The sequence below is a fragment of the Streptomyces sp. NPDC007205 genome (genome assembly GCF_040634095.1).
In the GTDB taxonomy this organism is placed as follows: Bacteria; Actinomycetota; Actinomycetes; order Streptomycetales; family Streptomycetaceae; genus Streptomyces.
On record NZ_JBEYEW010000008.1, the window covers coordinates 250,464 to 273,694 of the forward strand.

General features: G+C 71.0%; 22 protein-coding genes. 12 read left to right on the forward strand and 10 right to left on the reverse strand.

The window, feature by feature from the left end; genetic code table 11:
• Nucleotides 1-8: 8 nt before the first annotated feature.
• Nucleotides 9-803 (reverse strand): ATP-binding protein, encoded by a 795-nt coding sequence (locus tag ABZ624_RS16835; protein WP_360088462.1) that lies wholly within the window; start codon nucleotides 801-803, stop codon nucleotides 9-11.
• A 247-nt stretch (nucleotides 804-1,050) separates the two neighbouring features.
• Between ABZ624_RS16835 and ABZ624_RS16840 the strand changes: the two genes are divergently transcribed.
• Nucleotides 1,051-1,911 carry a helix-turn-helix transcriptional regulator gene (locus ABZ624_RS16840; protein ID WP_360088465.1) on the forward strand — a complete coding sequence of 287 codons (861 nt, stop codon included), beginning with the start codon at nucleotides 1,051-1,053 and terminating at the stop codon, nucleotides 1,909-1,911.
• On the forward strand, nucleotides 1,912-2,166 hold the full coding sequence (locus tag ABZ624_RS16845) for a DUF397 domain-containing protein (protein ID WP_360088468.1): 255 nt from the start codon (nucleotides 1,912-1,914) through the stop codon (nucleotides 2,164-2,166). It abuts the gene before it with no gap.
• A 56-nt stretch (nucleotides 2,167-2,222) separates the two neighbouring features.
• Here ABZ624_RS16845 and ABZ624_RS16850 read toward each other — a convergent pair whose 3' ends face one another.
• The gene (locus tag ABZ624_RS16850) at nucleotides 2,223-3,782 is read right to left on the reverse strand and encodes a PLP-dependent aminotransferase family protein (RefSeq protein ID WP_360088471.1); all 1,560 of its coding nucleotides are present in this window, start codon (nucleotides 3,780-3,782) and stop codon (nucleotides 2,223-2,225) included.
• Between the two features lie 46 nt (nucleotides 3,783-3,828).
• Here ABZ624_RS16850 and ABZ624_RS16855 point away from each other — a divergent pair, with 46 nt between their 5' ends.
• Nucleotides 3,829-4,341: a carboxymuconolactone decarboxylase family protein gene (locus ABZ624_RS16855; RefSeq protein ID WP_360088474.1), complete on the forward strand. Its 513-nt coding sequence runs from the start codon at nucleotides 3,829-3,831 to the stop codon at nucleotides 4,339-4,341.
• 155 nt (nucleotides 4,342-4,496) lie between these two features.
• Here ABZ624_RS16855 and ABZ624_RS16860 read toward each other — a convergent pair whose 3' ends face one another.
• The 3 genes from ABZ624_RS16860 to ABZ624_RS16870 all read right to left on the reverse strand — a co-directional run bounded on the left by ABZ624_RS16860 (nucleotide 4,497) and on the right by ABZ624_RS16870 (nucleotide 7,534).
• Entirely contained in the window at nucleotides 4,497-5,984 is a 1,488-nt protein-coding gene (locus ABZ624_RS16860) for a glutamate synthase subunit beta (RefSeq protein WP_360088477.1), read from the reverse strand.
• A 249-nt stretch (nucleotides 5,985-6,233) separates the two neighbouring features.
• Complete coding sequence (locus tag ABZ624_RS16865; protein ID WP_360088480.1) at nucleotides 6,234-6,929, reverse strand: DUF2293 domain-containing protein; 696 nt, start codon at nucleotides 6,927-6,929, stop codon at nucleotides 6,234-6,236.
• 44 nt (nucleotides 6,930-6,973) lie between these two features.
• Nucleotides 6,974-7,534, reverse strand: coding sequence for an NAD(P)H-binding protein (locus tag ABZ624_RS16870; protein ID WP_360088483.1), 561 nt, complete (start codon nucleotides 7,532-7,534; stop codon nucleotides 6,974-6,976).
• A gap of 64 nt (nucleotides 7,535-7,598) precedes the next feature.
• On the opposite strand from ABZ624_RS16870, the gene ABZ624_RS16875 reads away from it, so the two are divergent.
• Nucleotides 7,599-8,231 carry a uridine kinase gene (locus ABZ624_RS16875; RefSeq protein ID WP_360088486.1) on the forward strand — a complete coding sequence of 211 codons (633 nt, stop codon included), beginning with the start codon at nucleotides 7,599-7,601 and terminating at the stop codon, nucleotides 8,229-8,231.
• Nucleotides 8,232-8,260: 29 nt separating this feature from the next.
• Here ABZ624_RS16875 and corA read toward each other — a convergent pair whose 3' ends face one another.
• On the reverse strand, nucleotides 8,261-9,388 hold the full coding sequence (gene corA / locus ABZ624_RS16880) for a magnesium/cobalt transporter CorA (RefSeq protein WP_360088489.1): 1,128 nt from the start codon (nucleotides 9,386-9,388) through the stop codon (nucleotides 8,261-8,263).
• Nucleotides 9,389-9,565: 177 nt separating this feature from the next.
• Between corA and ABZ624_RS16885 the strand changes: the two genes are divergently transcribed.
• Nucleotides 9,566-10,360: a methyltransferase gene (locus tag ABZ624_RS16885; protein WP_360088492.1), complete on the forward strand. Its 795-nt coding sequence runs from the start codon at nucleotides 9,566-9,568 to the stop codon at nucleotides 10,358-10,360.
• Nucleotides 10,361-10,771: 411 nt separating this feature from the next.
• Here the strand turns inward: ABZ624_RS16885 and ABZ624_RS16890 are convergent, their stop codons facing one another.
• The gene (locus ABZ624_RS16890; protein ID WP_360088495.1) at nucleotides 10,772-11,695 is read right to left on the reverse strand and encodes a PfkB family carbohydrate kinase; all 924 of its coding nucleotides are present in this window, start codon (nucleotides 11,693-11,695) and stop codon (nucleotides 10,772-10,774) included.
• Nucleotides 11,692-12,600 carry a pseudouridine-5'-phosphate glycosidase gene (locus ABZ624_RS16895; RefSeq protein ID WP_360088611.1) on the reverse strand — a complete coding sequence of 303 codons (909 nt, stop codon included), beginning with the start codon at nucleotides 12,598-12,600 and terminating at the stop codon, nucleotides 11,692-11,694. The genes ABZ624_RS16890 and ABZ624_RS16895 overlap by 4 nt, the downstream gene beginning before the upstream one ends.
• Before the next feature lie 102 nt (nucleotides 12,601-12,702).
• On the opposite strand from ABZ624_RS16895, the gene ABZ624_RS16900 reads away from it, so the two are divergent.
• The gene (locus ABZ624_RS16900) at nucleotides 12,703-13,134 is read left to right on the forward strand and encodes a VOC family protein (RefSeq protein ID WP_360088498.1); all 432 of its coding nucleotides are present in this window, start codon (nucleotides 12,703-12,705) and stop codon (nucleotides 13,132-13,134) included.
• Between the two features lie 9 nt (nucleotides 13,135-13,143).
• Here the strand turns inward: ABZ624_RS16900 and ABZ624_RS16905 are convergent, their stop codons facing one another.
• Both ABZ624_RS16905 and ABZ624_RS16910 read right to left on the reverse strand, forming a co-directional pair.
• Nucleotides 13,144-13,698, reverse strand: coding sequence for a methylated-DNA--[protein]-cysteine S-methyltransferase (locus tag ABZ624_RS16905; protein ID WP_360088501.1), 555 nt, complete (start codon nucleotides 13,696-13,698; stop codon nucleotides 13,144-13,146).
• Between the two features lie 41 nt (nucleotides 13,699-13,739).
• Entirely contained in the window at nucleotides 13,740-14,609 is an 870-nt protein-coding gene (locus ABZ624_RS16910) for a glycerophosphodiester phosphodiesterase family protein (RefSeq protein WP_360088504.1), read from the reverse strand.
• Between the two features lie 280 nt (nucleotides 14,610-14,889).
• Here ABZ624_RS16910 and ABZ624_RS16915 point away from each other — a divergent pair, with 280 nt between their 5' ends.
• The 6 genes from ABZ624_RS16915 (at nucleotide 14,890) to ABZ624_RS16940 (ending at nucleotide 23,215) form a co-directional block, all read left to right on the forward strand.
• Nucleotides 14,890-15,756 (forward strand): MHYT domain-containing protein, encoded by an 867-nt coding sequence (locus ABZ624_RS16915; protein ID WP_360088507.1) that lies wholly within the window; start codon nucleotides 14,890-14,892, stop codon nucleotides 15,754-15,756.
• A gap of 40 nt (nucleotides 15,757-15,796) precedes the next feature.
• On the forward strand, nucleotides 15,797-17,944 hold the full coding sequence (gene uvrB / locus ABZ624_RS16920) for an excinuclease ABC subunit UvrB (protein WP_360088510.1): 2,148 nt from the start codon (nucleotides 15,797-15,799) through the stop codon (nucleotides 17,942-17,944).
• A 159-nt stretch (nucleotides 17,945-18,103) separates the two neighbouring features.
• A complete protein-coding gene (locus ABZ624_RS16925; protein ID WP_351247245.1) occupies nucleotides 18,104-18,682 on the forward strand; it encodes a TerD family protein in 579 nt (192 codons plus the stop codon).
• 55 nt (nucleotides 18,683-18,737) lie between these two features.
• Nucleotides 18,738-20,732 (forward strand): TerD family protein, encoded by a 1,995-nt coding sequence (locus tag ABZ624_RS16930; RefSeq protein WP_360088513.1) that lies wholly within the window; start codon nucleotides 18,738-18,740, stop codon nucleotides 20,730-20,732.
• Between the two features lie 234 nt (nucleotides 20,733-20,966).
• Nucleotides 20,967-21,965 carry a TerC family protein gene (locus ABZ624_RS16935; RefSeq protein WP_360088516.1) on the forward strand — a complete coding sequence of 333 codons (999 nt, stop codon included), beginning with the start codon at nucleotides 20,967-20,969 and terminating at the stop codon, nucleotides 21,963-21,965.
• A gap of 149 nt (nucleotides 21,966-22,114) precedes the next feature.
• Complete coding sequence (locus ABZ624_RS16940; protein WP_360088519.1) at nucleotides 22,115-23,215, forward strand: ionic transporter y4hA; 1,101 nt, start codon at nucleotides 22,115-22,117, stop codon at nucleotides 23,213-23,215.
• Nucleotides 23,216-23,231: the final 16 nt, after the last annotated feature.

Consider the following 23,231-nt stretch of genomic DNA (forward strand, 5'->3'; position numbering starts at 1 on the left):
GCCGCCGGTCACGGGCGCTCCCCGGCGCGGTGCTGCTCAGGCGCCCGGTGCTGAGGCTGGTGCGGGGGCCGGTCCAGGGCCCGGTGCCGGTGGGGCTCCGGGACGCCGCGCTGGTGTTGCTGCTCCGGTACCCCGTGAGGGGGCCGCTGCTCCGGTGCCCGTTGCGGGGGCTGCCCGGAAAGGCGGCGCCGGCCCTCCGGGGGCTCGTCCTCGTCGGGATCGTCCGGGCGGCCCGGCTTGGGACGGGCGCCCCAGCCGAGGTCGTTGCACGGCTCGGCGGTGTCCCGGGCCGTGTCGGTCCGGCGGGCCAGCTCGGCCCAGACCAGCAGTCCGGGGCCGTGTTCCTGGACGCCCCAGGCCCGGCACAGCGCGTCGACGAGAAGCAGTCCCCTCCCGTGCTCCTCGTCGGTCCGCTGCGGGGACGGGTGGGGTTCGCCGGGGGCACAGCCCTCGTCGCGTACGGCTATGCGCACGGTGTCGTCGTGGTCGTGCAGTTCGCACACGACGCGACTGCTCGCGGTGTGCACGATCGCGTTCGTGACCAGCTCGGATATGACCAGGGCCGCGCTGTCGCAGGTGTCCGCGCACACCGACCAGCCGGTCAGCCGGGCATGCGCCAGACGCCTCGCCTGGGTGACGGAACGCGGATGTGCGGCCAGCTCGAAGCGGAACCGGCGCTCGGCCGTGCCCCGTTGAGGGGCTGCCGTGGCGGCACCGAGACCGGGACGGCCTGCGGTGTCTGTTCCTAAGGGCGCGGACGGAATCACGCTTGCCACTATCTCCCCGCCGTGAACACTTGGCAAGTGTCACTCTGAAAATTGCAGAGTGCTGGGTGACGCGGCCGGAGCCGTGGCACACTGCTCGCAACAGCACGTCGCGCGGCGCCAATTGGAGGCATCGGAGGCCGGACCGGTCTTCGAATGCATCTTCGAATGGCGCCGCATGGCTGTCGGGAAACATTTCGGTGGAGCTGTCGGTGGAACGGTCGACGGAGCTTTCGGTGGGCCTTTCGGTGGACCCTTCGGTGGAGCTTTCGATGGAGGTGCGAGCGTGAGTGAACCGCGGTCCGCGCCGACGGTGGGTCAGGTGGTCCTCGGTCGACGCCTGCTGGACCTGCGGGAACGCGCCGGACTGAAACGCGAGGACGCCGCCCGGGTGCTGCGCGTCGCACCCGCCACCGTCCGCCGCATGGAGATGGCCGAGGTCGCCCTCAAGATCCCGTACCTGCAACTGCTGCTCAGGGCCTACGGCGTATCCGACGACGAGGCCGAACTTTTCGTCCAGGTGGCCGAGGAGGCGAACCGGCCCGGCTGGTGGCAGCGCTTTCGCGACATCCTGCCCGACTGGTTCTCGATGCATGTCAGCCTGGAGGGCGCGGCGAGCCTCATCCGCTCCTATGAGCCGCACTTCGTCCCCGGCCTGCTGCAGACCGAGGACTATGCGCGCGCTGTGCTCAAGTCCGGTGCCATCGGCCAGACCAGCCCGGACGACATCGAGCGGCACGTCGCCCTGCGCATGCAACGCCAGCAACTGCTCGCCCGTGCCGACGCGCCCCGCTTCTGGGCGGTGATGGACGAAACCGCCCTGCGCCGCCCGGTCGGCGGACCGGAGGTGATGCGCGCGCAGATCGACAAGTTGCTCGAGGCCACGAAGCTGCCCCATGTGACGCTCCAGGTCGCCCCGTTCGCGAGCGGCCCGCACCCGGGGACGTACGGGCCCTTCGTGCTGTTCCGATTCGCCGTGCCGGAGCTGCCGGACATGGCCTACAGCGAGTACCTGACCGGCGCCGTCTACCTGGACGCGCGCGCCGAGGTGGCGACCCATCTCGAAGTCATGGACCGCATGGCGGCGCAGGCCGCTACGGCACAACGCACGAAGGAGATCCTCCGGGATCTCCGCAAGGAGCTGTGAATGGATCGCATCGAGCCGCGCGGACAGGTCTACAACGGCATGCCCGCGCGGGAGCTGGGCAGCGAGGGCTGGCACAAGCCCTGGAGCGGCGGCAACGGCGGGAACTGCCTGGAGGCGATGAAGCTGGCCGACGGCCGGATCGCCGTACGCCAGTCCACCGACCCGGACGGCCCGGCGCTGATCTACACGGCGGACGAGATGACCGCGTTCATCGAGGGCGCCAAGGCGGGAGAGGCCGACTTCCTGCTGTCCTGATCCGGTTCATGTGTTGCCTCTTGCCCGACTTCCTTATGGTGCAGCGACTTGATCATTCACTGTGCCGGACGCTCGTCCAGACGCTCGGGGAGTGCCGTATGACAGGGCAGGACCCGACGGTCGTCATCCGGGAGGCCCAGGAGGCCCGGGAGGCCGGGGAGCCCCGTAGGTCCGGTAAGTCCGGTAGGACCGGTAGGTCCGGGAGGCAGCACCCCGCACAGCGCCTCAAGCGCCGCGCCGTAGGCGTGTTCGGCGGCGGCCGCGTACCCCACCACCAGCCCGTCGCCCTCCAGCGCCTCGGCCTCCGGATGCCGGAACCCGGCGAGCCCGTCCAGGGCGACGCCCTGCCAGGCGGCGGCCTTCACCGTGGACCGCTCGGTGCCCGGCGGCAGCCGCAGCACCGCGTGCAGCCCGGCCGCGATGCCCGTCACCCCGACATGCGGCGCGTGCTCGGCGAGCGCGGCGACGAGCCGGTCACGCCGGCGCCGGTAGCACTGCCGCATGCGCCGCACATGACGGTCGTACGCCCCCGAGACGATGAACTCCGCCAGCGCCAGCTGGTCCAGGACGCTCGCCCAGCCCTCCCGCTCGCCCTTGGCCGCGAGTACGGGCTCCACATACCGCTCCGGCAGGACCATCCAGCCCAGCCGCAGCGCCGGTGACAGGCTCTTGCTGACCGACCCGAGGTGGATCACCCGCTCCGGATCGAGCCCCTGGAGCGCGCCGACGGGCCTGCGGTCGTAGCGGAACTCGCCGTCGTAGTCGTCCTCCAGTACGACCGCCCCACGCGCGCGTGCCCAGTCGATCACGGCCGCCCGGCGCTCGGGGTGCAGCGGCCCGCCGGTCGGGAACTGGTGCGCCGGAGTGAGCAGCACGGCCCGCTCCCGCGCGAGTACGTCCACGCGTGCGCCGTGCTCGTCCAGCGGGAGCGGCACCGTCCGCACCCCGGCCGTGGCGAGCAGCCCGCGGTGGAACTCCAGCCCGTACGCCTCCACGCCGAGCGGGCCGCGCAGCACCCCGCCCGCGCCCTGGCCGAACAGCAGCCGCAGCGCGTGCGCGAAGCCCGAGCAGATGACGATCCGGTCCGGCTCGGTCCGCACTCCACGCGCGCGTGCCAGATATGCGGTCAGTGCCTCCCGCAGCTCCCGGCGCCCGGCCGGGTCCCCCGGCCCGAACGCCTCGCTCGGCGCCGCCCGCAGCGCCCGCCGATAGCAGGCGGACCAGGCGGACCGCGGAAACGCCGAGGCGTCCGGCGTGCCCTGCCGCAGATCGTGCCGTGGGCCACGCGCGCGTGGAGGTGCCTTCACGGGCGTCCGCACGGCGTGTCGCAGCGGCTCCGTACGGTCGGCCACCCGGGTGCCCGAGCCCTGGCGGGCGGTCAGCCAGCCCTCCGCGACCAATTCGGCGTAGGCGTCCGCCACCGTGTTGCGGGCCACGCCCAGATCGGCGGCGAGCGACCGGTACGGCGGCAGGCGGGTGCCGGGCGCCAGCCGTCCGCTGCGCACGGCTTCCCGCATCGCCCGGGTCAGCGCCGCCCGCCGCCCGCCCGGACCCGACAGCTCCAGATGCAGATCGACGCCGATCCGCTCCGCGGAATTGACCCATGATTCCGTCACGGAAATGCACCCTACAGCCGGTCTTTCGGCCTCGTAGGTTGAAGCCATGACGACGCACACGACCGCCACCACAGCCGACTTCGCCCCCGCGATCGCCGATGCAGACGCCGGCCGCACCCGGCTGGACTTCGCGAAGTCCGCCCCGAAGGCCTTCCGCGCCCTCATCGGCTTCGACGCCGCCGCCCGCGCGGGCCTCGACCCGGCGCTGGTCGAGCTGGTCCAGATCCGCGCCTCGCACCTCAACCACTGCGCCTACTGCCTGCACATGCACACCAACGACGCCCGCAAGGCCGGCGAGAGCGAGGACCGGCTGCACATGGTCGCCGTCTGGCGCGAGGCCCGGCACTTCTTCACCCCGAAGGAACAGGCCGCCCTCGCGCTCACGGAGGCCCTGACCCTCGTCGCCGACGCGGGCGTCCCCGACACCGTCTACACCGAGGCCGCCGCCCACTTCGAGGAGGAGGAACTGGCCCACGTCCTGGCCCTGATCTGCACGATCAACACGTGGAACCGGGTGGCCCTGGCGACGGGGAAGGTGGCGGGGACGGACGAGAGGTAGCGCTGACCGGGTTCTGGCGACGCCGGTGACGGGATGGCGCCGTTCGTCTCGGCCCGCCACGACGGCGACCAGTCACCACGGCGCGTCCCGGCGGTGCCTGACCGGCCGTGTCTCCCGCCGGGACGGAACGGCCACGAGGAAACCGTTGGCCACACCTATACCCTCATCGGCCGATCCCTCGGAGAGACCGGCGCGGGCAACTGTGACCTGCCCATCAGGTAGCGGTCGACGGCCGCCGCCACCGCCCGCCCCTCCGCGATCGCCCAGACGATGAGCGACTGCCCGCGCGCCGCGTCCCCGGCGGCGAACACCCCGGGAACGTTGGTCGCGAAACCGTCGTCCCGTGCGATCGTGCCGCGCGGAGCGAGCGCCAGCCCCAACTGTCCGATGAGCCCGTCTCCCTGGTCCGGCCCGGAGAACCCGAGGGCGAGCAGCACGAGATCGGCGGGGAGCGTCTGCCCGGTGCCGGGCACCGGACGCCGCAGCTCGTCGACCTCCACCAGGTGCAGCGACCGCACTCGCCCGCTGCCGTCCCCGGCGAAGCGGAGCGTGGACGCCGCGAACAGCCGCGCGTCCGCGTCCGCCGCCGGTGCCGTCCGCAGGTCCCGCGCCTCCTCGTGCGCGGCCGACAGCCGGTAGATCTTCGGGTACGTCGGCCACGGCTCGATGTCCTCGTCGCGCTCGGCGCCCGGCTGCGCGTAGATGTCCAGCTGGGTCACGGACGCGGCCCCCTCGCGCACCGCGGTCCCCAGACAGTCCGCCCCGGTGTCCCCACCGCCGACGATCACCACATGCTTGCCGGCCGCGGACAGCGGTGAAACCTCCAGATCCCCCTCACACACTCGGTTCGCCAGCGGCAGATACTCCATCGCCTGGTGTATCCCGTTCAACTCCCGACCGGGCACCGCAAGTTCCCGCCACGCGGTCGCTCCCGTGGCGATGACCACGGCGTCGTACCGTCCGCACAGCTCAGCCGCCCCGACATCGCGCCCGACCACCGTCGACGTACGGAACTTGGTCCCCTCGGCCCGCATCTGCTCGACACGCCGCTCCAGATGCCGCTTCTCCATCTTGAACTCGGGGATGCCGTACCGCATCAGGCCGCCGAGCCGGTCGTCCTTCTCGTACACGGCGACCGTGTGCCCGGCCCGGGTCAGCTGCTGTGCCGCGGCGAGCCCGGTGGGCCCGGAACCGATGACGGCGACCGTCCTCCCGGACAGCCGCTCGGGAGGGCGCGCCGGGACGAATCCCTCCGCCCAGGCCCGGTCGGCGATCGCACACTCGACGTTCTTGATCGTGACGGCCGGCTGGTTGATCGCCAGCACGCACCCCGCCTCACAGGGCGCCGGACACAAACGGCCGGTGAACTCGGGGAAGTTGTTCGTCGCGTGCAGGCGGTCGCTGGCCGCGCGCCAGTCCTCCCGCGAGACCAGGTCGTTCCACTCCGGGATCAGATTGCCCAGCGGGCAGGCGTCGTGGCAGAAGGGAATCCCGCAGTCCATGCACCGGTCGGCCTGCTTGCTGATGATGGGCAGCAGCGCTCCCGGGACATAGACCTCGTCCCAGTCCCGGACCCGCTCCTCGACGGGCCGCCGTGGCCACTCCTGGCGCGGCGTGGTCATGAACCCCTTGGGATCGGCCATGGTCGTCTTCCTCGCGTACCGGTACCGCGGGCGCCGGGTGCACGACGGGCCGTACGCCGTCGGCGGCGTCCTCCGCACTCCTACAGCACTCCTCCAGCACTCCTTCGGCGTTCTTTCGGCGCTCTGTCGTCACTCTTCCGGCCACGATACGTCCGCACCGACCACCGCGCAGAGCGGCGCGGAAAGCGCTTTCAGGTACGAGATCCTCGACCTGGCGCGAGATGCCTCCCGGCTCCCTCCCAAGAGCCCTCAACCCACGTCCGCCCCGGCGTCCTGCCAGGCCCGCAGCACGTTCTCCACGACCGGGGCGATCCGGCGCCGTGCCTCGTACCGGGACACACCGCGCATCAGCAGCTGGTCGTACGGGGTGTCCACATGCCGCACGGCCGCCACGACCGCCGAGATCACCGCGCCCTCCGACAGCGCCCGCCCGGCCGCGCTGCGCCCGACGCGCCCGCTGCCCCGCGCGGACGCGTGCGCCGCGATGGCCCGCGCCCGGTCGGCAGGGCACCCGGGAAACAGCCGGAGGATCTCGGCCGCGAACGCCGCCGCGAAGCGTTCGTCCTCGGCCGCCCTGTGCCGCGCGTCCCGTGCCCGCCGCCGGCGCCGTGCCTCCGCGTCCGCCAGACAGCGGGCCTCGGCCCGGGCCAGCGCCGCCTCCTCCACGAGCACGCCCTGCCGCTCATAACGGCTCTTGCGCCGATTGAACCGCACCACCACGACCGACAGCCCGCTCTCCTCCCTCGACCTGCGGGTCAGCGCGGTGTCCCCACGCGGCAGGAACACCAGGTGCCCCAGGTCCGCGCAGTGCAGGCAGCGCGGTGCCCCGTCCTCCAGCACGAGCAGCGACAGCGGCCCACGCCGGCAAGCGGCACACCGCTTGGGCTTCAGCGCCTGGATGACGACAAGCCGACCGGGGGAGTGGGGAGTTGAGGGGAGCGCCATACACGGTACTTTCCCCGTCACCGCCCGCGCGTCCCCTGCCCTCCCTACTCCTTCTGCTCCTTCCTTGCGCCGCCCTCCTCCCCGTTCCGGAAGCTGAACACCGACACCCGCGTACGGTGCCGCAGCGGCGCCTGGATCTCGTGCACCACCCCTATCGCGAGGTCGGCGTACCACAACCACGGCTCACCACCGTTCTCGCCACGTTCCTCATCCTCGACTCCGGGCAGCCGCTCCCCGCCGACGCGATACCGTCCCGTCCGCCGCCCACCGTGCTCCAGATGCCCGGCGGGCGTGAGCATCACCCAGTCGACGGGTCCCTCTGCCCGTTCCCGCAGCCGTTCCAGCCCCGCGGTGTGCGCCCGCGCGTCGGCTGCCTTCACGAAGAACCCGGGATCGAGCGTGTCGAACCCCTGCCCGGGCCCGCTGAACGGCGAGACGGCGTGTACGGCACCGGCATGCCCGGCGGCGGCAGCGGCGACGGACGAGGTGTCCGTGACGTCACCTCGTACCACGGTGACGCCCCCTCCACCGAGATCCGAATACCGTGCCGGATCCCGTACCACGGCCGTCACCGAGTACCCGCGCGCGTACGCCTTGTCCGTCACCGCCCGCCCCCCTGGCAGGCACCGCCACCGCACCGCCTCCCCGCCACCCGGCATCATTGACCCCGTGCGACTCGAAGCGATCACCTGGGACCGGCTCGCCGAGCTGCTCGCCGACCGGCTGGCCGCCCTTGAGCCGGCCGACGGAAGCGCCTGGCCGCGCGTCGGCTTCGACGGAGCCCTGGCCGCCCGGCCCGGCGAGCTCGCCGAGCGGGTCGGAGAGGCGCTGCGGGTGCGCGGCCGGCCCTCGCTCGTGGTCGGCGCCGAGGGCTTCCTGCGGCCCGCGTCCCTGCGCCTGGAACACGGGCGGCGGGACGCGGAGTCGTACTACGGCGGATGGGTCGACACCGGCGCCCTGTGGCGCGAGGTCTTCGGCCCGCTGGATCCCGGAGGCAGCGGGCGCGTCCTGCCCGACCTGTGGGATCCGGCCACCGACCGGGCCACCCGCAGCCCCTATGTCCAACTCCCGCCCGGCGCAGTCCTGTTGCTCCACGGCCCCCTTCTGCTGCGTCACTGGTTCCCGTTCGACCTGACCGTGCATCTCCTCCTCTCACCGGGTGCCCTGCGCCGCCGCACCCCCGAGGGCGACCACTGGACGCTCCCCGCCTTCGAGCGCTACCAGTCCGACACCGACCCCGCCGGCACGGCGGACGTCCTGGTCCGCGCCGACGACCCACGCCATCCCGCCTGGAGCGGCTGAGCAGGACAGACCGGCCGCAGGCCCGCGGCTCAGAGCCAGCCGTTGCGCCGGAAGCCCCGGTACAGCACCAGACACGCCCCCGCCATGACGGCCATGACCAGCGGATAGCCGAACCGCCAGTGAAGCTCCGGCATGTGTTCGAAATTCATGCCGTACACCCCGCACACCATCGTCGGTACGGCGATCACCGCTGCCCAAGCCGTGATCTTCCGCATGTCCTCGTTCTGCGCGACGGTCACCTGCGCGAGGTGGGCCTGCAGGATCGAGTTGAGCAGTTCGTCGAACGCGGCGATCTGTTCCTTGGCCCGGATCAGATGGTCGAGCACATCCCGGAAGTAGGCCTGTATCTCCGGGGCGACGACCCGTATGGGGCGAGTGGCCAGGTCCTCCACCGGACGGCCCAGCGGCACCACCGCCCGCTTCAGCTCCAGCAGTTCACGCTTCATCTGGTAGATGCGGCCGGGGTCGACGCGAGCGCCGTTCTCCGAGAACACCTCCGCCTCGACCTGGTCGATGTCGGCCTGTACCGCGTCGGTGACGTTCAGATAGTCGTCGACGACGTGGTCGGCGATCGCGTGCAGAACCGCCGCCGGTCCCTTGGCGAGCTGGTACGGATGCGCCTCCAACTCCTCGCGCAGCGGCCCCAGTGAGCCGTGCCGGCCGTGCCGTACCGTGATGACGAAGTCCTCACCGGCGAACACCATGATCTCTCCGGTGTCCACCACTTCGCTGGTGGCCGTCAGCTGTTCGTGCTCCACGTAACAGACCGTCTTGAACACCGCGAAGAGCGTGTTCCCATAGTGCTCCAGCTTCGGGCGCTGATGAGCCTCGACCGCGTCCTCCACCGCCAGCGGATGCAGGTCGAACAGTTCGGCGATGCCCGCGAACTCACGGTCCGTCGGCTCGTGCAGCCCGAGCCAGACGAACCCCTCGCCGGTCTTGCGCACCATCCGCACGGCATCCACCAAATCCGTGCACTGCGGCACGCGTACGCCGTCCTGGTACGTCACGCAGTTGACCACCGACGAGCCCAGCGGTGACCTGGCGGGATGACTCAGGTCCACACGAGGGTGCCGCCGGGCCAGTCGCGCCATCTTGCGCAGGCCGCCCACCCTGCCCAGCCCCGTGACCTTCCGCAGATTCCCCGCCATGGACATCTGCATCTCCTCGCTTGGATCTCCCTCGCGCAACGCTTCCACGCCTTGCCCGGCAAGTCTGCCAGCCGAGGGCAAAGCGCGGGTAAGCCTGTGGGAATGGAGTATTCCGCTTGGTTCCCGCCTGTGGACGCAGAGCCGGCCGGTCCGGACAAGCCGGGCGACTGGGATGATCGTGGCATGACGCCATCCGACGGATACCTCCTGGACAACCGGCAGGACGAGGCGGCACGGCGCTTCGACGCGTTCGCCGCCCTCTTCGATCCCACGACGTTCCGGCACATCGAGGCGTTCGGCATCGGACCCGGCTGGCGCTGCTGGGAAGTCGGGGCCGGCGGTACCTCAGTGGTGTCCTGGCTCGCCGAGAAGGTGGGCGCCACCGGCAAGGTCGTCGCGACCGACATCGACACCTCGCGGCTCGCCGCCGCTGCCCGCCCACCGGTGGAGGTACGCGTCCACGACGTCGGCGCCGACGAACCGCCGGGCGAGGGCTTCGACCTGGTCCACGCCCGGCTCGTCCTCGTCCATGTCCGAGACCGGGAAAGAGCGTTGCGGTCCATGATCCAGGCCCTGCGGCCCGGCGGACGGCTGTTGGTCGAGGACGCAGACCCCGCTCTCCAGCCCTTGACCTGTCCCGACGAGTACGGCCCAGAGCAGAGGCTGGCGAACCGGCTGCGCCAGGGCTTCCGCGAGCTGCTCGCCGAACGTGGCGCGGATCTGGCGTACGGCCGTAAACTCCCGCGTCTCCTGCGCACAGCCGGCCTGAGCGGCGTGGAGGCCGATGCGTTCTTCCCGGTGACATCGCCCGCCTGCACCGCCCTCGAGGCCGCGACGGTCCGTCAGATCCGCGCCAGGCTTGTCGCCGCGGGGCTCGCGACCGAAGAGGACATCGACCGGCATCTGGCCAACGTCGAGGCCGGCGGCATGGATCTGGTCACCGCACCGATGATCTCGGCGTGGGGGAAGAAGGCCTAGACGACTGCGCCAAGAGACCGAGCTGCGTCGTTCCAACCGCTCTGCCCACGCATCACGGTGCCGCGCAGGGTCGAGCCACGGCTGCCGGCGTCCCCATGGCACCGGCAGGTGACCAGCCGTCGCTTTTTTGTGGCGTGCTCTGCCTCTCAGGGACGGCCAGCTAGCGTGTCCCGCTCGCGGTGGTCTGTCTCGCGCCCCTGGCCGGCCGTCGTTCCCCGAGCGCGGCGGCCCCCCTCCCACGCGTCATCAGCCGTCGCTCCTGGGATGCGGCGGTCTCCCTTCCAGGCGTGACCAAGCTGCCGTCCCCGGCACTGTGCCTGCCACGCATGGTCAGCCGTCGCTCCCGGGGCGCGGCGCTGTGCCTCCCTGCCGCGGCCGGCCGGCGTTTCCCGCACACGCCGGCCTTGCCGCTCATGGCTGGCCGTCGTCCCCCGCGCGCGGTGGTCTGCCTCCCACCCGTTCCACCGCCTGCGCGCCCGCCCGGCAGCCCCGCGCCGCCGCCTCCTCCGGGGCCGCGCCCGAGAGCAGGGCGGCGAGGAACGCGCCGGTGAAGGCATCACCGGCGCCCGTGGTGTCCCGGGCGACCGCCTGCGTCGCCGGGACCCTGGCCGGTGCGCTGCCGGAACGGGCCACCAGCGCTCCGGCCGCGCCCGCCTTGGCCACCACCAGCGGAACGAGACGGCTCAGCTTGGCCGCCGCGTCCGCCGGATCCGGCAGCCCCGTCAGCAGACACGCCTCGTCCCGGCTGGGCAGCAACACGTCCAGGCCCTCCGCGAACGCCAGGAAGCGATCCACGCCCAACCGCACCAGGAAGCCCGCCGAAGCCGGATCCAGGCTGACCGGCACACCACGCGCGCGTGCCGCCGCGAGCGCCGTCCGCGCAAGCTCCCCGCTGGGTTCCGTGAACAGCAGATAGCCCGACAGGTGCAGCCGGGCGACGCCGTCGAGCAACGCGTCCGACCAGTCGGCGGGTTCGAGCCGCAGAGACGCCCCGCTGTCCGTGAGGAACGTACGCTCCGCCGCCGCACCCGTGTCGACGAGGCAGATCACCGTCCCCGTCGGGGCCGTCGGATCCACGACCAGCCGGGGCCGCACTCCGGCCGCGACCAGCTCGCGCTCGTGCCACGCGTCCGCGTCCGCGCCCACCCGTCCGAGCAGCCGTACGTCCGCGCAGCCCGCGTACGCGGCCCAGCAGGCCACGTTCGCTCCCGCGCCGCCCGGTACCGTACGGATGGCGGCGGCCGTGTCGGTACCGGCCGCGAGCGGCCCCCGGTGCCGGGCGACCACATCCGTGACCACGTCGCCGACGACCAGCAGGGCCCCGTCCGCGGTCATCCCCTGCTCCACGCGGTGGCGATCCGCGCCGCCAGCCGTACGTTGCCGCGCACTGCCGCCAGATTGGCGCTCAGGGAGGCGCCGTCGGTGTGCCGGACCAGGTAGTCCAGCAGGAACGGGGTGACCACCTGTCCGGTGAGGCGCTGCTCCGCGCAGGCGCGCAGCGCATCGGCGAGCACGCGCGCGTGCAGCTCCGGATCGAGCTGCTCGGCCTCGGGGACCGGGTTGGCGACGATCAGCGCCGACTCCGGCGCGTCCAGCGCGTTCTGGGCCCGCATGACGTCCGCGACCTGCTCCGGAGTCTCCAGCGTCCAGTCGACCGGATGCCCCGAGTCCGACAGATAGAAGCCGGGAAACCGGTCCGTGCCGTACCCGGCGACGGCCACGCCCAGCGTCTCCAGACGCTGCAGGGTCGCCGGCACGTCCAGGATCGACTTCACGCCCGCGCAGACCACCGTGATCCTGGTACGTGCCAGCAGCCCCAGGTCGGCCGACTCGTCCTGGGTCACCGTCCACTCCCGGTGCACACCACCCAGCCCGCCGGTGGCGAACACCCGGATGCCCGCGAGCGCGGCCAGCTGTGCCGTCGCCGACACCGTGGTCGCCCCGCTCGCACCCGCCGCCACGGCGAGCGACAGATCGCGGTGGCCCAGCTTGCGGATGCCGTCCTCGTTCGCGACCCGCTCCAGCTGTTCCTTGTCCAGGCCGACACGGGGGCGGCCGTCGAGCACGGCGATGGTCGCCGGCACGGCGCCCTCCCGCCGTACCGCGTCCTCCAGCTCCAGCGCCACCCGCAGGTTCCGCGGGCGGGGCAGGCCGTGCGCGATGATCGTGGACTCCAGGGCCACCACCGGCCGCCGTGCGTCGATCGCTTCCCGGACCTCTTGCGACACCACCAGCACCACGCGCACCGCCTTCTGTCCGTCGGTCCCTTCCCCCATCTCTGGCGGATGACGGCCGTCGCTAAACGCTTGCGGCCTGTGGGGGACGCCACCAGCCTGGGTCGCATGAGGAAGAACAGCACGCGTCTCGACCACGTCGTCCTGTGGGTGGCCGATCCGGTCGCAGCGGCCGGCTTCTACCGGGACGCCGTCGGCCTGGAACCCGTGAGAGTCGCCGAGTACGCCGAAGGAAAGACGGCGTTCCCCTCCGTGCGCGTCAACGAGGAGACCATCCTGGACCTTGTCCCGCTCACTTCCGCCGAGCACATGGACATGCTGCCCGGCGCTGCCGACGCCGCCGGTCACCCGGTCAACCACATCTGCCTGTCCCTGGCCGCCGACGCGTTCGACGCCCTGCGCGCCCGGCTGGAGGAGCACGGTGTACCCATGAGCGCCATCGGCCGCGACTCCTTCGGCGCCCGTGGCAGGGCCCGGCGTAACTTCTACTTCCGGGACCCCGACGGCAACGTCTTCGAGGCCCGGCACTACGACGACTAGCCGGGCCGGTCAGAACAGCGGCTCGGGCAGCACGCCCTCGAGGGCGAGCAGCTTGCGCTTGGTCTCCAGCCCGCCCCCGAAGCCGCCGATGCCGCCGTCGCTCTCCACGACCCGGTGGCACGGCACGACCACCGGCAGTGGATTGGCACCCATCGCCACGCCGACCGCCTGTGCCCCGCCGGGCTGCCCGACCCGCCCGGCGAGATCGCCGTACCCCACCACCGTGCCGTAGGGCACGCCGGACGCCAGCTCGCGCAGCACCTGCCGGTTGAAGCCGGAGATCAGCGACCAGTCGAGCGGCAGGTCGAAGTCGTGCCGCTCGCCCGCGAAATAGGCCCGCAGCTGGTGTATCGCCTCCGCCAGCAGCGGCGAGTCCGGATCCTCCACGGGAGTGCCGCCCAGCCGGGCCGCCAGCCGCTCCACGGCGCGGTCGCGCACCGCGTCCGTGGCGTGGAAGACCACGTTGACCAGGCCGTCACGGGTCGCCGCCAGCATCAGCGGACCGATGTCCGTGCCCACCACGGCCCACACGACTCGCTGCTCATCCTGCCCATCGCTGTCCATGCGCCCACGGTACGACCCGCCACTGACAACGCCCGCCGCGTTCAGTGCGAGTCCAGCGCCGCCCGCACCACGTCGGGCTTGTTGCTGATGATCCCGTCGACGCCGTAGTCCGCGACCTTACGGGCGGTGGCCGCGTCGTTCACCGTCCACGCGAACACGCCGAGCGGCTTGTCGTGCGGTCCGTCGACGGCGTGGACGGCCGAGACGTACGCCTGGGAGAGCGACCCGTACGAGGGATTGATGAGATCCGTGTAGGGCGCGTACCGGCGCAGTTGCGCCGCGGTGGGCGACCCGAGGTAGGCCGTGGTGACCGCGGGCCTGAGCTCGTGCACGGTCCGGATGCTGTCGGCGCTGAAGCTCTGCACGATCAACCGCCCGAGGTGCTTGTGGTCCAGCCAGCCCTCGTTGCCGAGCAGCTTCAGCGTCTGCTGCTCGATGCCCGGGTACAGCTCCGGGTTCTTGATCTCCAGGAGCAGTTTCTCGTGGTTGTGCTCGATCCGGCACATGTACTCCTTCAGCGTCGGCACGCGCGTGCCCGCGTACGCCGGGGAGTACCAGCTGCCGGCGTCCAGCCGGGCGATCTCGGCGGCGGTGAAGTCCTTCACCTTCCATGGAGCCCGGCCGGGGAAGACCTGCTCGACGTTCGTGGTGCGCTGCAGGCTGTCGTCGTGGATGACGACCAGCTCGCCGTCCTTGGTGCGCTGAACGTCGTTCTCGACCCAGGAGAAGCCCAGCTGCGCGGCCTTGTCGATCGAGGCCAGCGTGTTCTCGGGAGCATAGGCGGAGGCACCCCGGTGGGCGATCACCGTGGGCAGGCCGACGTCGCCGGCCGGGGCGTCGGGGGTGGGGCTCGGCAGGGTCGCCGTCCCCAGGACGGCGGCGGCCGCGGCGGCAAGTACACGCGCGTGCATGCAGACTCCTCGCGTCGAGCGAATACCGACAGCAACCAGAGTGACAGCAGACGGTCAACGGTACCCGGGCGCACGACGGCCACAGACCGAATGGAGATGTCCAGGTCCGCTCACCGGTACCCCACAACTGGGGCAAGGCCGTGTTTCTTTGCCGGAAAATCGTTCGACCATTCCGGTGGGGGTCATACTCTCTGCGACAACCCTGAGCGCCGGCGCGGTCCTGGGCCGGGGGAACAAGTCGGGGATTCCAGGACGCAAGAGGGCGGAAGGGCAGCCGCGGATGCAAGGCACGGTCGACGGATTCAGCTACGGGGCCGTCACCCCGCTGGTGGCCTATCTGATGGCCTGCCTCGGCGGCGCCCTCGGCCTGCGCTGCACCACCCGGTCCCTGCTGGTCACGCACTCCTGGCGGCCCGCCTGGCTGGCCCTGGGCTCCGCCGCGATCGGCTCCGGCATCTGGACCATGCACTTCGTCGCCATGATGGGCTTCGCCGTCAAGGAGACGCCGATCCACTACGACAAGTCGATCACCTACGCGAGCCTCGGCCTCGCCGTCGTCATGGTCGGGGTCGGGATCTTCATCGTCGGCTACCGGGGCGCCACCGGTACCGCTCTGTTCACCGGCGGCACGATCACCGGCCTCGGCGTCGCCTCGATGCACTACCTCGGCATGGCGGGCGTGCGCTTCCACGGGCGCTTCACCTACAACACGCTCACCGTCGCCACCTCCGTGGTCATAGCGGTCGTGGCCGCCACCGCCGCTCTGTGGGCCGCCGGACGCGTCCGGGGCTTCCTGTGGAGCGTGGGAGCGAGCCTCGTCATGGGGCTCGCGGTCAGCGGCATGCACTACACCGGTATGGCCGCCCTGGGCGTCCATCTCGACGGCACGACGCACAGCGCCGGAGGTGCGCCGGAGCCGTCCGTGCTCGCACCGATGCTGATCGGCCCGCTCGCCTTCCTGCTCCTCGCGGGCGTCGTGGTGATCTTCGACCCGCTGATGGTCATGGGCCGGCCCGTGCCCAGGCCCATCGAGCACAAACCGGGTGTCCCGGCCGCCGCAGTCACCTCCCACCCGGACCGCCGTGCCGCCCTTCACGAGGAGCGCCGCCCCGCGCACCACGTGTCCCGGACCCCGCAGAATCGCTGATCCGGACCCGTTGTCAGTGCGGGGTCGTACGGTGGATGACATGCGGCCCGTTTCCCACATCGAACGCACGGTGGCGCCTTTCGAGGTCGTCAGCTCCTACCAGCCCAGCGGTGACCAGCCGGCGGCCATCGCCGACCTGGCCAAGCGCATCGAGGCCGGTGAGAAGGACGTCGTCCTGCTGGGCGCGACCGGCACCGGCAAGTCCGCCACCACGGCGTGGATGATCGAGAAGCTCCAGCGCCCCACGCTCGTGATGGCGCCGAACAAGACGCTGGCCGCCCAGCTGGCCAACGAGTTCCGCGAGCTGTTGCCGAACAACGCGGTCGAGTACTTCGTCTCGTACTACGACTACTACCAGCCCGAGGCCTACGTCCCGCAGTCGGACACCTACATCGAGAAGGACTCCTCGATCAACGAGGAGGTCGAGCGGCTGCGCCACTCGGCGACGAACTCGCTGCTCACCCGCCGCGACGTCGTCGTGGTCGCCTCCGTGTCCTGCATCTACGGCCTCGGTACTCCACAGGAGTACGTGGACCGGATGGTCCCCCTGAGAGTCGGCGAGGAGATCGACCGCGACGAGCTGCTGCGCCGCTTCGTCGACATCCAGTACACGCGCAACGACATGGCCTTCACCCGCGGCACCTTCCGGGTCCGTGGCGACACCATCGAGATCTTCCCGGTCTACGAGGAGCTGGCTGTCCGCATCGAGATGTTCGGCGACGAGATCGAGGCGCTGTCCACGCTGCACCCGCTCACCGGCGAGATCATCAGCGATGACCAGCAGCTGTACATCTTCCCCGCCTCCCACTACGTCGCCGGCCCCGAGCGCATGGAGCGGGCCGTCAACGACATCGAGAAGGAGCTGGGGGAGCGCCTCGCCGAGCTGGAGAAGCAGGGCAAGCTCCTGGAGGCCCAGCGCCTTCGGATGCGCACCACGTACGACATCGAGATGCTCCGCCAGATCGGCACCTGCTCCGGCGTGGAGAACTACTCGATGCACTTCGACGGCCGCTTGCCCGGCTCTCCGCCCAACACCCTGCTGGACTACTTCCCGGACGACTTCCTGCTCGTCATCGACGAGTCGCACGTCACCGTCCCGCAGATCGGCGCCATGTACGAGGGCGACGCCTCCCGTAAGCGCACGCTCGTGGACCACGGCTTCCGTCTGCCCTCCGCGCTGGACAACCGCCCCCTGAAGTGGGAGGAGTTCCAGAAGCGCATCGGCCAGACCGTCTACCTGTCGGCCACCCCGGGCACCTACGAGCTGTCCCGCTCGGACGGTGTCGTGGAGCAGATCATCCGCCCGACCGGCCTGGTCGACCCGGAGGTCGTGGTCAAGCCCACCGAGGGCCAGATCGACGACCTGGTGCACGAGATCCGCAAGCGCACCGAGAAGGACGAGCGCGTCCTCGTCACCACCCTCACCAAGAAGATGGCCGAGGACCTCACCGACTACTTCCTGGAGCTCGGCATCCAGGTGCGGTATCTGCACAGCGACGTCGACACCCTGCGCCGCGTCGAGCTGCTGCGCGAGCTGCGCTCCGGTGAGTACGACGTCCTGGTCGGCATCAACCTCCTGCGCGAGGGCCTCGACCTGCCCGAGGTGTCCCTCGTGGCGATCCTGGACGCCGACAAGGAGGGCTTCCTGCGCTCGGGCACCTCGCTGATCCAGACCATCGGCCGCGCGGCGCGCAATGTCTCCGGCCAGGTCCACATGTACGCCGACAAGATCACCCCGGCGATGGAGAAGGCGATCGAGGAGACCAACCGCCGCCGGGAGAAGCAGGTCGCCTACAACAAGGCCAACGGCATCGACCCCCAGCCGCTGCGCAAGAAGATCAACGACATCGTCGCGCAGATCGCCCGCGAAGAGGTCGACACGGAGCAGCTCCTCGGCTCCGGCTACCGCAAGTCCAAGGACGGCAAGGGTGCCAAGGCACCGGTCCCGTCACTCGGAGACAAGACCGGCAAGGGTGGAAAGGCCGGCAAGGGTGCCAAGGGCAAGGCCGCGGCCACGGTGCCCACGGACCGCCCGGCGGCCGAACTCTCCGAGCAGATCGAGGAGATGACCGAGCGCATGCGCGCCGCCGCTGCGGAGCTGCAGTTCGAGATCGCGGCCCGGCTGCGCGACGAGGTCTCGGAGATGAAGAAGGAACTGCGCCAGATGCGGGAGGCCGGACTCGCCTGAGCCCCCGCCACCGTGCCGGACCTCGGCATATGCGCCAAGTGTTGCAACACCGACACAAAGCGCGGGCCGGGGTGCGGCCCTGTCGGTGCCCCTGCGTAGGGTTTTGGACAACCGCGCGCGCTGCGCGGCAACAGGGGACCATCGAGAGGGGATTCAGCGGTGTCCGTCAACTTGAGCAAGGGTCAGGCCATCAGCCTGGAGAAGAAGGACGGGGGCACCCTGACTGCGGTCCGTATGGGACTGGGCTGGCAGGCGGCGAAGCGACGCGGCCTGTTCGGCTCCCGGACCCGCGAGATCGACCTGGACGCCTCTGCCGTCCTCTTCGCCGAGAAGCAGCCGGTCGACGTCGTCTTCTTCCGCCACCTGGTCAGCGACGACGGCTCCGTCCGGCACACCGGCGACAATCTCGTCGGTGGCGTAGGCCAGGGCGGTGACGACGAGGCGATCCTGGTGGACCTGCAGCGAGTTCCGGTCCACATCGACCAGATCGTCTTCACCGTGAACTCCTTCACGGGCCAGACCTTCCAGGAGGTGCAGAACGCGTTCTGCCGCCTCGTCGACGAGACCAACGGCCAGGAACTCGCCCGCTACACCCTGGACGGCGGCGGCGACTACACCGCCCAGATCATGGCGAAGGTGCATCGCGCGGGCTCGGGCTGGACGATGACCGCCCTGGGCACCCCGGCCAACGGCCGCACGTTCCAGGACCTGATGCCGGCGATCCTGCCGCACCTGTAGGACCGCCCGCTGGACCGGCAGGGCGTACGACAGAACGACTCGGGGGGCGACGGCGATGACGGCCGAGCTGGCGCGGGGACAGAACCACCCGCTGTCCCATATCCGGCTGACCATCCGGATCTCGGCCGGGGCACCGGTCCTGGCCGGGGCCGTACTCGGCGACGAGAACGGCACGGTGCACGGCGCCCAGTGGGTGGCCCATCCCGGGGCCCGCGCGCTGCCCGGCATCGAGGTGTCCCAGCAGTCCGCCACGGAACACCGGCTGGCCGTCGACCTGGGCGCCCTGCCCGGGGCCGTGCACCGCGTCGACGTCTTCCTCGCCCTGCTCACCGGGGCCGGAGCGCCGCAGCGGTTCGGTGCCGTCGCCGCCCCGCACACCGCGGTGGAGGGCCTCGACGGCACCGAACTCGTCTGCTTCACCCTCACCGGTCTGGACAGCGAAACAGCCGTGCTCGCCCTGGAGCTGTACCGCAGACAGGGCGCCTGGAAGGTGCGCGCGATGGGCCAGGGCTACGCGGCCGGACTCACGGCGCTCCTCGCCGACCAGGGCCTGCGGGAGGCCGGGGATCTCGCGGCCGCCGTCCACGAGACGGCGGCGCACAGCCCGTCCCGCGCACTGCCGGCCCCCTCCACCGCACCGGCGCCGCAGGGCACCTCCGAGGCCGTCCCGCACGACGCCTCCGCTGTCGCGGCTCGCGACACGGCTTCCGCGCCGTACGACACCCGTGCGCCGGAGCCCCCGCACACTCCTGCCTCCGGTACGGCGGAGCCGGCACGCCCGTCCGGCACGCGGAACCCGTACGACGCCCAGGCATCCGGCGCCGGCCCGCGTGACACCGGCGCCCGGGTCGACTACACGCACCCCGGCCGCCGCCCGCACGCCGCACCGCCCCCGGTGTCTGCGGACGCCGACGGCTCACCCGAGCCGCCCGTCGCGGGTGACGCCGTGGGCTGGTCGATGGAGGAGCGGCTGTACAACCAGGTCTGGGGCATGTTCGAGGACCTGGCCCGTACGACCGCCGCGTACCGCAGTGCCGTCGACTTCGCCGACTCCCGCCTGGAGAAGGAACTCGACCAGGCCCTCACCGACCCCCGCGGCCGGCTCGGCACAGCGGGAGAGACCGCGCGTGAGGCGGCCCACGCCCGTCGAACGCAGCTGGTCGACCAGGCACGCGCGGTCCTCGACCGCGATCTCGCCCAGCTCACCGCCGAGTCCGAGGTGGTCGAGCCCGCGCTGCCGCCCGCATACGCAGGCTGGGACAACCCCGTCTGGCACGGCTACCGCATGCCCACCGAGCCGCCGATGGCCCTGCGCCTCGGCGACCTGCATCTGCCCGAGAGCGTGCCGCTGCGCATCCCCATGCTGGTCAGGCTGCCGCTGGAACGCGGCCTGTGGCTCGACAGCGGGTCGGTGGCGGCATCCGACGGCCTGCCGGACTCCGCCGAGCTGCGGCACCTGGCCATGGAGGCGGCGGCGACGCTCGCGGCGCGGCTGCTCGCCGTGCATCCGGCGGGGGACCTCTCCGTGCAGGTCATCGACCCGGCCGGCGCCGGGACAGCGGCGTTCGCTCCGCTCACGCGGGCCGGCGTGCTCGCCGCGCCTCCCGCGACCGGGGCGGCCGGGGTGACGGAGGCGCTGGAGAAGCTCACCCGGCGGGTCGACCTGGTGCAGATGGCCCTGCGCGGCGGCGCGCCCGAATCGCTGCCGGCCGATGTCGACACCGCACGGCAGCTGCTCATCGTCAATGACTTCCCGCACGGTTTCGACGACCGGGCAGTGACCCGGCTCCGCTATCTCGCCGACGAGGGGCCCGACGTCGGTGTGCACCTCCTGCTGGTGGCGGACCGCGAGGACGCAGCGGCCTACGGCCCCCTGCTCGATCCACTGTGGCGTTCGCTGATGCGACTCACCCCCGTGCCCGACGACCACTTCGCCGACCCCTGGGTCGGGCACGCCTGGACCTATGATCCCTCGCTGGTGCCGGCCGGCAGCCAGATCGTGGACCAGGTCCTCGCCGAGGTGGCCAGGACTCTGGCCAAGTACAGGTAAAGCATCGGTGACCAGCGTGATTGGTCTTTACTTTACTTTTCTCTTTACCATTACTTGGTGATTGGGGTACTGTTTCCGTACGGAGGGGAGTACTCCCTGACTGCGGCGCACCCGTCAGTACGGACCGGTTCCGGTCCCGGGGCGTCGGCCCGACGCGGGTGGAAGAGACCTCCGGCAGCGACGACGCTGACGTGTTTGCCGTTACGTAATGCCGGAGGTGCAGTGGAAGTCTCCATGACCCTGTGGGTCCTGACCATCGTGGGTCTCGCCGCCCTGATAGCGGTCGATTTCTTCATCGGACGCAAGCCGCACGAGGTGTCGATCAAGGAGGCCGGTGTCTGGACCGTCGTCTGGATCGCCCTGGCCGGGCTGTTCGGTCTCGGTCTCCTCGTCTTCGGCGACGGGCGGTCGGCCGGCGAGTTCTTCGCCGGATTCATCACCGAGAAGTCGCTGAGTGTGGACAACCTCTTCGTCTTCGTCCTGATCATGGCGAAGTTCGCGGTGCCCACCCAGTACCAGCAGCGCGTCCTGCTCGTCGGCGTGCTCATAGCCCTGGTCCTGCGGGCCGTCTTCATCGCCGCGGGAGCCGCGATCATCGGCAGCTTCTCCTGGGTGTTCTACCTCTTCGGCGCCTTCCTGATCTGGACCGCCTGGAAGCTCGTCCAGGAGGCCCGCGCGGACAAGGAAGACGAGGAGGACGAGGAGTACGAGGAGAACAAGCTGCTGAAGGCCGCCGAGCGCAAGTTCGGCGTGGCCGACCGGTACCACGGCACCAAACTGTGGATCCAGCAGAACGGCAAGCGGGTCATGACCCCGATGCTGGTCGTGATGCTCGCCATCGGCACCACGGACGTGCTGTTCGCCCTGGACTCCATCCCCGCGATCTTCGGCCTGACCCAGGACACGTACATCGTCTTCACCGCCAACGCCTTCGCCCTCATGGGTCTGCGGCAGCTGTACTTCCTCATCGGCGGCCTGCTGAAGAAGCTGGTCCACCTCTCGTACGGCCTGTCGATCATCCTCGGCTTCATCGGCGTCAAGCTGGTGCTGCACGCCCTGCACGAGTCCGGCGTCCACGTCCCCGAGATCAGCATTCCCGTCTCGCTCGGCGTGATCTGCGCGGTCCTGGTCGTCACCGTCATCACCAGCCTGATGGCTTCCAGAAAGCAGGCGGCCGTCGAGGCGGCGCACGCCGGTGGTGAAGGCGCTCCGAAGGACAGCGTCGACGCCTGACCAAGGCCGCGACAGATACGGCCAGGGCGGGAGCGGACTGCGCGGAGCGGATACCGCTCCCGCCGATGCCGGTCTGCTCGGCGGAAAGGACGAGGAGTATCCGAAAACAACGGAATGCGAACTCTGTACGTCTCTGCAACCATCACCGCATGATCATTCGGCTCCGGTCGCTCATCCGGCAATGGACGATCCTGGTGCCCGTCCTCGCGATCGTCCTCCTGGTGTTCACCTGGGGTCGTGACCTGCCGGGCGCGGTCGTCGCCCTCGTGACCGTGGTGCTCGCCGGCTCCGTCCTGGCCGCGGTGCATCACGCGGAGGTCGTCGCTCACCGCGTCGGCGAGCCCTTCGGCTCCCTGGTGCTCGCCATCGCCGTCACGATCATCGAGGTGGCCCTGATCGTCACCCTCATGGCCGACGGTGGCGCCAAGAGTTCCACCCTGGCCAGAGACACCGTCTTCGCCGCCGTGATGATCACCTGCAACGGCATCGTCGGTCTCTGCCTGCTCGTCGCTTCGCTGCGGCACGGAACGGCGGTCTTCAACCCCGAGGGAACCGGCGCCGCCCTGGCGACCGTGGCGACGCTCGCCACGCTCAGCCTGGTGCTGCCGACCTTCACCACCAGCAAGCCCGGACCCGAGTTCTCCACCGTGCAGCTGACCTTCGCCGCGCTGTCCTCACTGATCCTCTACGGCCTGTTCGTGGCCACCCAGACCGTGCGCCACCGCGACTACTTCCTGCCGGTCACCCGGCAGGGCGAGGTCATCACCGCCGACGACCACGCCCGACCCCCCTCCACGCGCACCGCCTGGATCAGCCTCGCTCTGCTCGGCCTCGCCCTGATCGGTGTGGTCGGCCTGGCCAAGGGAGTGTCGCCCACCATCGAGGCCGGCGTGGAGGCGGCCGGCCTGCACCACGCCGTCGTCGGTGTGATCATCGCCCTGCTCGTCCTGTTGCCGGAGACGATCGCCGCACTGCGCTCCGCACGCCGCGACCGGGTGCAGACCAGCCTCAACCTCGCCCTCGGCTCGGCCATGGCCAGCATCGGCCTGACCATCCCGGCCGTCGCCCTCGCCTCCGTCTGGCTGTCCGGACCGCTCGTCCTCGGCCTCGGCTCGACACACATGCTGCTGCTCGCGCTGACCGTGGTGGTCAGCTCCCTCACGGTGGTGCCGGGACGGGCCACACCCCTGCAGGGAGGGGTCCACCTGGTGCTCTTCGCGGCGTACCTGGAGCTGGCGATCAACCCGTAGCGCAGCGGCGCGGAAC